The sequence below is a fragment of the Candidatus Cryptobacteroides sp. genome (genome assembly GCF_056207615.1).
Map to the genome: position 1 here is coordinate 1 of NZ_JBAEER010000111.1, position 10,021 is coordinate 10,021.

Annotated in this window: 9 protein-coding genes; 4 read left to right on the plus strand and 5 right to left on the minus strand. The window is 51.0% G+C overall.

Annotation, left to right across the window (positions count from 1 at the left end):
- Together AC06ND_RS06705 and AC06ND_RS06710 are read right to left on the minus strand one after the other, a co-directional pair.
- On the minus strand, window positions 1-576 hold a 576-nt coding region (locus AC06ND_RS06705), incomplete at its 3' end, for a hypothetical protein (protein WP_475678224.1).
- Window positions 558-896 carry a hypothetical protein gene (locus AC06ND_RS06710; protein WP_475678225.1) on the minus strand — a complete coding sequence of 113 codons (339 nt, stop codon included), beginning with the start codon at window positions 894-896 and terminating at the stop codon, window positions 558-560. The genes AC06ND_RS06705 and AC06ND_RS06710, both read right to left, overlap by 19 nt.
- A gap of 958 nt (window positions 897-1,854) precedes the next feature.
- Here AC06ND_RS06710 and AC06ND_RS06715 point away from each other — a divergent pair.
- Window positions 1,855-2,427: an alpha/beta hydrolase-fold protein gene (locus tag AC06ND_RS06715; protein ID WP_475678226.1), complete on the plus strand. Its 573-nt coding sequence runs from the start codon at window positions 1,855-1,857 to the stop codon at window positions 2,425-2,427.
- Window positions 2,428-2,489: 62 nt separating this feature from the next.
- On the opposite strand, the gene AC06ND_RS06720 is transcribed toward AC06ND_RS06715, so the two are convergent.
- Window positions 2,490-3,527 carry a PstS family phosphate ABC transporter substrate-binding protein gene (locus AC06ND_RS06720; protein ID WP_475678227.1) on the minus strand — a complete coding sequence of 346 codons (1,038 nt, stop codon included), beginning with the start codon at window positions 3,525-3,527 and terminating at the stop codon, window positions 2,490-2,492.
- Window positions 3,528-3,643: 116 nt separating this feature from the next.
- On the minus strand, window positions 3,644-4,789 hold the full coding sequence (locus AC06ND_RS06725) for an alpha/beta hydrolase-fold protein (RefSeq protein ID WP_475678228.1): 1,146 nt from the start codon (window positions 4,787-4,789) through the stop codon (window positions 3,644-3,646).
- Window positions 4,790-4,881: 92 nt separating this feature from the next.
- On the opposite strand from AC06ND_RS06725, the gene AC06ND_RS06730 reads away from it, so the two are divergent.
- The gene (locus tag AC06ND_RS06730; RefSeq protein WP_475678229.1) at window positions 4,882-6,774 is read left to right on the plus strand and encodes an AAA domain-containing protein; all 1,893 of its coding nucleotides are present in this window, start codon (window positions 4,882-4,884) and stop codon (window positions 6,772-6,774) included.
- Window positions 6,775-6,832: 58 nt separating this feature from the next.
- On the opposite strand, the gene AC06ND_RS06735 is transcribed toward AC06ND_RS06730, so the two are convergent.
- Window positions 6,833-8,056, minus strand: coding sequence for an endo-1,4-beta-xylanase (locus tag AC06ND_RS06735; RefSeq protein WP_475678230.1), 1,224 nt, complete (start codon window positions 8,054-8,056; stop codon window positions 6,833-6,835).
- A gap of 99 nt (window positions 8,057-8,155) precedes the next feature.
- Here AC06ND_RS06735 and AC06ND_RS06740 point away from each other — a divergent pair, with 99 nt between their 5' ends.
- Window positions 8,156-9,532, plus strand: coding sequence for an alanine/glycine:cation symporter family protein (locus AC06ND_RS06740; RefSeq protein WP_475678231.1), 1,377 nt, complete (start codon window positions 8,156-8,158; stop codon window positions 9,530-9,532).
- Window positions 9,533-9,571: 39 nt separating this feature from the next.
- Window positions 9,572-10,021: tetratricopeptide repeat protein (locus tag AC06ND_RS06745; RefSeq protein ID WP_475678232.1), on the plus strand; the 450-nt coding region annotated here is incomplete at its 3' end.

The window sequence follows — 10,021 nt, forward strand, 5'->3', positions numbered from 1 at the left end:
ATCCAACATCTTAAGTCCATGCAAGTTGTCTGAAACATGGGAATGAGAGACGACGCGGCGTTCTTTAATTGTCGATAAAACCGCAGACTCGGAGTATCGTTTCTTCGCCGCAATGTTAAAATAGCATGAATTAGAACCCCATGGATAAGAGAATGGTGTATAATCATCATGGACCAAGAATCCATTTCTATTATCATATATCAATACATTTCTCGCGTCAGAGAGACTCTTTAGCTCACGGATTCCCGGTTTAAACCCTGTCCAGTCCAATGTCCTGCCCGCTTTTCCGGCCATCTTCATCAGGTATCTTCTAATCTGCTCAAACATTGCCCTTAACACCGACTCCTCACAAGCAGCCATGATATGCAGATGATTCGTCATAAGTTCAAAAGTTATGATCTTGACTTCCGGGAAACATCTAGCGACGATCGCAATAATCCCCATTCCTACTCGGAATTCGGAATCGCTCCTAAATATTATCTCAAAATTTTCCGGAGTCCATAGATGAAAACACGGACCAAGACCACAGAAATGAATTGAACAATTCCTTTCCTTAATTAAATAGTCTCCTCCCATTGTTCATCCTCCTCATCTCCGTACATTTCATCTAAAATGGCCTCGTGCGCCAGCCACGAATCATACCACCTCATACACAGATCCGAGATTGCTATGCGTTGACTGGTGGTGAAATCCCTATCTTCAGGGCCGTCCACATCTGCCATCCCCTTTAATAGAGCCAGAGCTCGGGTATATTTATCAACTAAATCCCCATGCTCTTTTTGTGCCAAAGGACGAAGAAGAAGTTTATCGTCTGAATCCGGTATACTTACATTTTCATAAAAATGACGACCTCTTCTCAACTGTACTACATATTCTTTCTTCCATGGCAGAACCACGTTGATGTCCGCCCCCCATATCCACTACTGGCCGCGACAATATTTCCAACATGTCTTCCAAATCGTAAATCATAACATTGCGAGCTGTCCGATCGCAACCGATTCGAAGCAATTTCCGTCTATATTCAGATGACCACTTGCACATCTTCCCCATCCATTCTTCAATCCTTCCAGGCTCAAGCTTCAGCGTCTGGTCCATATTCAGATTTAAAAGATCAACTTCCGACATTTCCTTCTTGCTGTGATGCGCCGTGGTTTTGCGCACAAACAGATTCAGCGAGTCTTTCCATCTATCACTGTAGGTAACATCACACCCAAACAGCGTCCGGGAATAACTGGAAGACGCATATACGTGATGCATGATACCAACCACCATCTCATCATAGTTCCTGGCCTTCGACATAACTCTGAAAGAATGTGCGACTACGGCCTTTCTATTTATTTCCCAATCAAATGAGGTCAAGTTCAAAATCTCGACACATTGCTCTACAGCGCCCATAACTAATAATATTGTTAAATGACATAGTCACAACTATGACATTTACGGTTAAACTAAAAAATTGCATTTGATGCGGTTGGGCGAGAAAAGGGTGTCAGATACCCGGCCAGAATGGTCTGCAGAGCTTGCTAATACATAAATCGAAGCCGCTACGCATCTAATTTTCACGAAAGTTAAGCAAAATCCTATCATCTTGCACACTCCGGGGGATAATTTGTTTAGAATTCCCCCGAATGAACAGATATCACATTATTCGGGGCAAAAAACACAGAAAATCACCCTGCACTTACGCGCTCACCATCAGAGTAAAAGAATTATTGTCTCTCAACAGCTCAATTCTTCGTACATTTGGACTCTAATCCAAAGTTGATGCAATTCAGGACATTTCACGGCCTATCATTGGCGATCTCGAAGGCAGACTCAAACAGAGTATGCTATCTTATCGTGCCTGATTTGGATATGAATGGATTGATGGAGTACATTGACAAGGCCGGGAAGGAACACGACTGTTCTATGGCCGTGCTGTCCGTCGCCGACTGGAACGATGACCTAACGCCATGGCCGGCGCCGGGAATTTTCAAAGAGAAAAGGCCTTTCGGAGGCAAGGCCGAGATGTTTCTGAACGAACTCCTCGAGTGCTTGGGCGACATTGAAGAATCATTGGGGCTAACCTGTCCGGAGCGATATCTCATAGGAATCTCTCTATCCGGACTGTTCGCGATTTGGACACTAACGAAGACAGACATCTTCTGCGGAATCGGGTCGATTTCCGGTTCTCTGTGGTATGACGGCTTCGTGGAATGGCTAGGAAAGTCAGAGGTAAGAAATCCTTCCGTGAAGGTGTTCATGTGTCTCGGAGAAAGGGAGCGCCTCTCAAAGGACAAAAGGATTTCCCAGGTTGGGACCCTTACCCAGAATGCCGCCGATATCCTGAGAACGCAGAATATCGAAGCCGACTTTCGACTCGTTGAAGGCACGCACTTCTCCCCTGTGGAGCCAAGGATTGAACTTACCCTACGTAAATTGCTCTAGGCGCGAAGTTCGATGGTCAACAATACGGCAATCTTATTCATGGATATATCTTTGCGAACAGATTACTTAAGAGGAATGTATCCGCTTTCGTCGATGATGGAGCGTGCGGATTCGGATTCGAACCAGTCATAGATCTGGTGTGGGATGGACCTGGCCGGCTCGTCTGCGCGTATCGCCGCATATATCTGAGAATAGAACGGATAGCCTCCTGATTTTCCTTCCACTGATCTCATTATGCCTTCCTGGCTCGGCTTGACACCATCAATCGCTATGACCCTCACATTGTAAAGGTCCCTCACCATACTCTCACAATAGAAATACGGCGAATATCCGATGCCTTTCGGGTCCTGAATTATAGACAGATACGGAGATAGCATATTAAACCCTACCATCTCGGGCCAATCGAGCATCTTCTTGCCCTTCATCACCATGGTCTCCATCTTTTCCTGGCTTCCGGAATCAGGATCCCTCATGTAAGGATGAATCTCCATGTCGTCGCCCCCGACTTCCTTCCAATTCGTGACGGCCCCGGTATATATATCCTGAATCTGCTCTATGGTCAGCGATTTGACCTTGTTGTCCGGATGGACAAGGAACACCATTGCGTCCCATGCCAGAGGCTTGGTCTGGACCTTCACACCCTTCTCATCCGCATACATGAGCTCATTGCGGGAGATATCGCGGGAGTCGATTATCAGGTCGGTCCCTCCGTCAATAAGGTTGACGTAAGCACCATGTGAACCGTTACTTCGGCTCAGCTCATGGAGTTCACCTGCCAACTTCCCATGCTCATCGCTGCCTTGAGTTATACCTTCCGGCAGAGTCCAATAGATGTGATAATAGGAACCGGTGACAACGTCCGGACCCCAGCTATACGAAATGTCGAGAATATTGTACATCACCAGGTCGCGCAGAGGAGACGTACTGGTGGAACAGTCGATGAACGGGAAGTTGCTGGTGGAAAGCCCCTTCGTGTCAATCATCTGTCGGATTTCCCTCCTCCTAGCCTTATAGTCAATATTCTTTTCTTCACCAGTGTTGATCTTGTCGCATCCCAAAAACATCGGGATGGCCAGCAATAATATGAAAATCTTCTTCATGGCTATGGCTGTTTATCTGATATCTAGCAACAATGATACAAAAAAATAAGAGCCCAGCCAAACGGCTGAGCTCCTTTATTTTAGGCGACAGGACGATACGGTCCTGCGAGATGTTCCTATTTGAAGATCAACTGAGCGAACTCAAAGAGGCTGCGACGCCATGTATGCCACTCGTGAGCTGTTCCCTCTGAAACATAGCTTACAGCGTTGACACCCATCTTTCTGAGAGCCTCTGCCTGCTCTACTGCAGGACGGTTCTCCTTGCTTCCGGTGCTCATGAAGATAAGCTTGGCTGTCTTCTGGAGTCCGGCTTCCTTGACTGCATCAGTGGTCATGCTTCCGCCGCTGAACATACCGATGTAAGCGAACTTGGTAGGATTTGCGAGAGCGATTCGACCAGTCTGACCGCCACCCATGGAAAGACCTGCCATACCACGATGTGCAGCGTCGGTATATACCCTGAATTCCTTCTCTACCATTGGGATGATGTCATTCAGGAGAACGACCTGGAAAGCATCGTTTGCAGCAGCGCCCTCCGCAGGAGCGTACTTGCCTTTGAGATGGATGTTCTGGCCCTGACCATAGTCCATGACGATGATGAATGGAACAGCCTTCTTCTGGGCAATCAGATTGTCCATGATCTGGCCGGTATGACCCTGGACTGACCAACCGTACTCGTTCTCGGCATTACCATGCTGGAGATAAAGTACAGGATACTTCTTCTTAGGATTCTTGTCATATTCGTTAGGCAGATACACATAGCAGTGACGCATGCTCTCCGTAGCGTTTGACCAGTAGTACTTCTCGACGATAGAGCCCTGAGGGACATCCTTGATCTGCCAGAAATCCATATCATCTGAAGGAATCTCGATACCGCTGCCCCAGCGGCCTGCGCCGAAGAATGACACGGTACCTGGATCTGGCATGGCAGTGCCGTCCACGACGAGCTGATAATAGTGGAAACCTACGTCCTGCGGAGCAGATGTTCCTGTCCACAATCCGTTTTCGCCCTTGGTCATCTCATAGCGTACGCCGCCGATATCCAACAGGACAGCAGATGCTGCTGGAGCATTGAGCTGCGCACGTACGGCACCCTCGGAATTGACCATAGGATACTGCTTGCCTGGCTGGTTCGTAAGATTTGACTTGAAATCCTCCTTTGCTGAGTAAGATGGAACGACAGCATTTCTCTGAGGCTGGGCCGATGCATTGATGGTTGCGACCATCATGAATGCCACGATAGGAATGAAAAGTTTTTTCATAACTGACAATTGTTGGTTATTAGAGGTAACAAATATAATAAAATATTAAGACTATCTTTGCCCCCGCAGAATATCTGTGTCCTATTTTACCCATGCAAGCCAGAAACGCCATACAGGAACTCAGCCACCATTCCATGCTCCTTCGCATGGAGTATGAAGCCGAGAAGGAGGCCTATCTGAAGCAGACGAAGGAAATGGGAGTACCGCGTAAGGTCAAGCGCGGAACGTGCTGGTATCCCGTCCGCATAGGACAGAGCTATTACAACTCACTGAACCAGCTGGTCGTGGAGCTCCACCGCACCCAGGACAAGGAAATAGAGCACAGTTTCGAGTATGGAAAGCCGGTGACCTTCTTCACATGGAAAGGAGATGGCTCCGAGGTAAAGTTCCTGCCCATCGTCGCGACCGTCAGCTATGTTGACGAGGACAGGATGGTCATCGCGCTGCCTCAGAAACGGGGTTATGCTGACATCGTCTCTGCCGAGAACCTCGGCGTCCAGCTCTACTTCGACGAGACCACCTACCGTCTCATGTTCGAAGCCCTCAACAATGTCATCGGCGCCAAGAAGGGACGTCTGATGGAACTGCGCGAGCTCATCTACGGGAACACCCCGTTCAAGAAGCTGAATCTCGAATATACACATTCCCCCGGCCTCAACCCCACCCAGGAGATAGCCGTCAACGAGGTGCTGAAGGCCAAGGACGTCATGGTCGTACATGGTCCTCCGGGCACAGGCAAGACCACCACCCTGGTCGAGGCGATATACGAGACGCTGCGCCGCGAATGCCAGGTAATGGTATGCGCCCAGAGCAACATGGCCGTGGACTGGATCAGCGAGAAGCTGGTGGACTCCGGCCTGAGCGTACTTCGCGTGGGCAACCCTACCCGAGTGAACGACAAGATGCTGTCTTTCACCTATGAGCAGCAGTTTTCCGACCATCCGGACTACCCACAGCTTTGGAGCATCCGCAAGGCCATCCGCGATTTGCAGAAGAACAAGAACAAGAGCGAGGGCACCAGGAAGAAGATCATGTCCCTCAAGGACAGGGAGACGGAGCTCGAGCATCATATCAGGGAGCAGCTCTTTGCCCAGAACCGAGTCATCGCCTGCACCTTGTCCGGCAGCGCGAACAAGGTCCTAGACGGCATGAAGTTCTCGACTCTTTTCATCGACGAGGCCGCGCAAGCCCTCGAGGCCGCGTGCTGGATCGCTATCCGCAAGGCAGACCGTGTCATCCTCGCAGGCGACCACCAGCAGCTGCCACCGACCATCAAGTGCTATGAGGCCGCGCGCCAGGGATTGGACAAAACGCTGATGGAAAAGATAGTATCCAGCCACCCGGAGAGCGTCTCGCTGCTGCAGGTTCAGTATCGCATGAACGAGGACATCATGCGTTTCTCCTCCGACTACTTCTACGAGGGAAAGGTCCAGTCTGCTCCGAGCGTGAAGTCGAGATTCATATTGGACCCGGAGATAGACGATCCCGTGGTATGGGTCAACACTGCCGGAATGGACTGCAACGAAGAATTCGTCCAGGAGTCCTTCGGAAGGATCAACAAGCCCGAGGCTGACCTCAGCATCCAGCAGCTCAAGGATTATTTCACGAAGATCGGACCGAGGCGCATAATGGAAGACCATGTCGACGTCGGCATCATCAGCCCGTACAAGGCTCAGGTCCAGTACATCAGGCAGAGAGTCAAGTCTGACCCGTTCTTCAAGCCATACCGTCACCTTATCACGATCAACACAGTGGACGGATTCCAGGGTCAGGAAAGAGACGCGATCATCATCTCGCTGGTCAGAGCTAACGAAAACGGCGAGATTGGATTCCTCCGGGATCTCAGAAGGATGAACGTAGCCATGACCCGTGCACGCATGAAGCTGATCATCATGGGAGACGCATCGACGCTGACGCGCCATCCCTTCTACAGGAAGCTATACGAATCGATTGCCACCGCATCCACAAGGGCAGAACAGGACTAAAAAAATGAGGCGATGACTCTACGTCACCGCCTCGTTTTGTATTATCTAGACCTATCTACTACTTCTTGAAGTCGCGAACGGTATAGTATACGTCCTTGCGCTGGTTGTCCTTGTCGAAAAGGAGTGGGAAGTTGTTAGCACCAAGCCAAGAAACCGAGTCATTTACGTTCCAGAAGGTAACGCAAGAGAAGTTCTTCTTGTACTTGCGGATGATCTCGAAGAGGTCAGCATACTTCTTCTGCTGCATAGCCTGGATCTCCTCAGTGTAAACCTGGCCCTCGCCACGGCTGAACTGAAGCTGTCCACCTGCTTCCTCGTTGATACGGATATCGAACTCGGTGATCTGGAGATCGTCTACGAGCTCAAGATACATCTGGATAGCCTTCTCGAAGTCCTCGAGAGTAGGGTTGTCATAGATGTTGTAGTGGCCCTGCATACCGATACCGGTGATAGGCGCACCCTCTGCCTGGAGCTTCTTGACCATGTTGTAGATGTAGGTCCTCTTTGCAGGAGTCCATGCGCTGTAGTCGTTGTAGAAGAGACCGCAGGTAGGATCTGCCTCGTGAGCCCAGATGAATGCGTTCTTGATGAACTCGTCACCGCAGAGCTGGTAAGCCTGTGACTTGCGGAATGAATCCTCGTAAGAAGCCTCGATGTTGTCTGAGTCGCTCATAGCCTCGTTGACTACGTCCCAGCAATAGATGACATCCTTGTAACGGTTAACCACGGTATTGATGTGAACGCGGAGTGAATCGTAGAACTCCTCCTTTGAAGCAGCGACATACTTAGGAACCATAACGGTCTCCATCTGAGGCATCTGGCCTGGCTGGAAGTTCTGAGGACGTGGACCACGGCGGCCGAATACCCTCTGCTCAACCTTTACGGTATCACCATTCTCGTCGAGCTCGACGATAGGATTTCCGTTAGCGTCATGTGCCTGGAACATCCAATTTGCGAACTGGCTGTGCCATACGAGGTTGTGACCACGCATCTTGATGCCGTGCTCGCGGCAGAAGTTTGCGATCTTATCTGCCTCCTCGAAGTTCCACACGCCTGGAGCTGGGTGAAGCTCACCTGGCTTCATGCAGTTCTCAGCAGTGACGCTGTTGAACTCCTTGAGGATGAGGGCTGCGGTAGCAGAGTCGCTGACGTTACGTCCGGTAACGGCAACACCCATCTTGAAATAATTCTTGTAGGCATCCTTAAGACCTGGGTCCTTCGGGCCACACGCGCTCATGAGTGCAGTTGACGCGATGAGAGCGAAAACAATAAGCTTTTTCATGTAGTTGTGAATATGAGTTGATAATAATAAGTCCCAATCAATCAAACGACAAAGATAATCAATAATAATTAGATGCCAATAATTGTTATCTTTGTATTTATGAACGCACTTAACAGTATTCTCGACGCCATCTCAGGGTTCCTCTGGGGATGGCCGATGATCATCATGCTCCTGGGAACGCACCTGTTCCTGACGGTGAGACTGCGCTTCCCCCAGCGCCATATCTTCAAGGCAATCAAGCTCTCTGTCCGCAAGGATAAGGGCGCAGAAGGTGACGTGAGCCAGTTCGGAGCCCTTGTCACCGCCCTCGCCGCAACCATCGGAACCGGCAACATAGTCGGAGTCGGCACCGCAATCGCCCTCGGAGGTCCGGGTGCCGTGTTCTGGTGCTGGCTGACCGGAGTGTTCGGAATCGCGACAAAATATGGAGAAGGACTTCTTGCTATCAAGTACCGCGTCACCGACGAGGACGGCAAGATGCAGGGAGGCCCGATGTACGCCCTTGAGCGCGGTCTCGGACTGAAATGGATGGGCTTGCTCTTCGCGCTGTTCACCGCAGTAGCGTCATTCGGAATCGGCAGCACCGTCCAGGCGAACGCCATCAGCACCATGACCCACAACGTCTTCGGCATCGACCCTGTCGTGATCGGCGGAATCATCACGATACTCGCGTCCATGGTGATAGTCGGCGGAGTAAAGAACATCGCCAAGGTCTGCACTGCCCTCGTCCCATTGATGGCCCTTCTCTATGTGCTCGGATGCATCACCATACTGTTCATGAACTCCGCATACGTAGGACCGGCGGTGAAACTCATCGTAAGCTCCGCATTCAACCCGTCCGCGATAGGCGGTGGAATGGCAGGCGGCGGACTCATGATGGCGGCAAGGTACGGAATCGCGCGAGGGCTGTTCAGCAATGAATCCGGACTCGGATCGGCACCAATAGTCGCGGCTGCGGCCCAGACCAGAAACCCTGTACGCCAGGCACTCGTCTCCAGCACCGGAACCTTCTGGGACACCGTCGTCATCTGCGCTATCACCGGAATCGTGATCGTCAGCAGCATACTCGCATTCCCTGACATCAGCTTCGAGAACGGAGGCGTGCTCACGACCATGGCCTTCAGCAAGATCCCGTACATCGGTTCCCCTCTCCTTGCGTTCGGTTCGCTGACCTTTGCATTCAGCACCATCCTGGGGTGGAGCTACTATGGAGAGCGTGCTGTCGAATACATGGCTGCAAAGACCAAGATACGCGAGAAGGTCGGCATGAAGGCCTTCATCAACACATACAGGGCCCTTTTCCTCATCACCGTCTACCTCGGTGCAGTGGTGAGCCTCGACCTCGTATGGAACCTCGCGGACATCTTCAACGCCCTCATGGCAATCCCTAACCTCATCGCTCTCATACTCCTCAGCGGAGTGATTGTGAAGGAGACCAGGAAATACCTCTGGGACGGAGACATAGACAAGGACTAACCACATCAACGACCAAATACAATGAAGAATCTACTAGTTATGGCAATAGCAGGAATACTCACTCTCGCTGCGGGCAACGGAAACGTCTCTGATACGGTAAAGAAGGCAAAGCGCGGAGACGCAGTCGCGCAGCTCGAGTACGGACGTCTGCTCAAGACCACGGGGAACGGGGTGAAGCAGGATTGGAAGAAGGCAGTGAAGATGCTCCAGTCTTCTTCTGACAAGGGCAATCCCGACGCACAGTGGGAGCTCGGACTGCTTTATGAGTATGGCAACCATGTCGACAAGGACGAGGCAAAGGCATTCGACCTCTATAGCCGCAGCGCCGAATCCGGCAACCCCATGGGCCTCTACCTCGTCGCCCACTGCTACCAGCACGGCATCGCCGTTACCGAGGACCACGCCAAGTCAGACGAACTCTATGCAAAGTCGCTCAGCGAGCTGACAGAGCTTGCCCCTCAGGAGGACATCTATGTGCTCAACTTCATC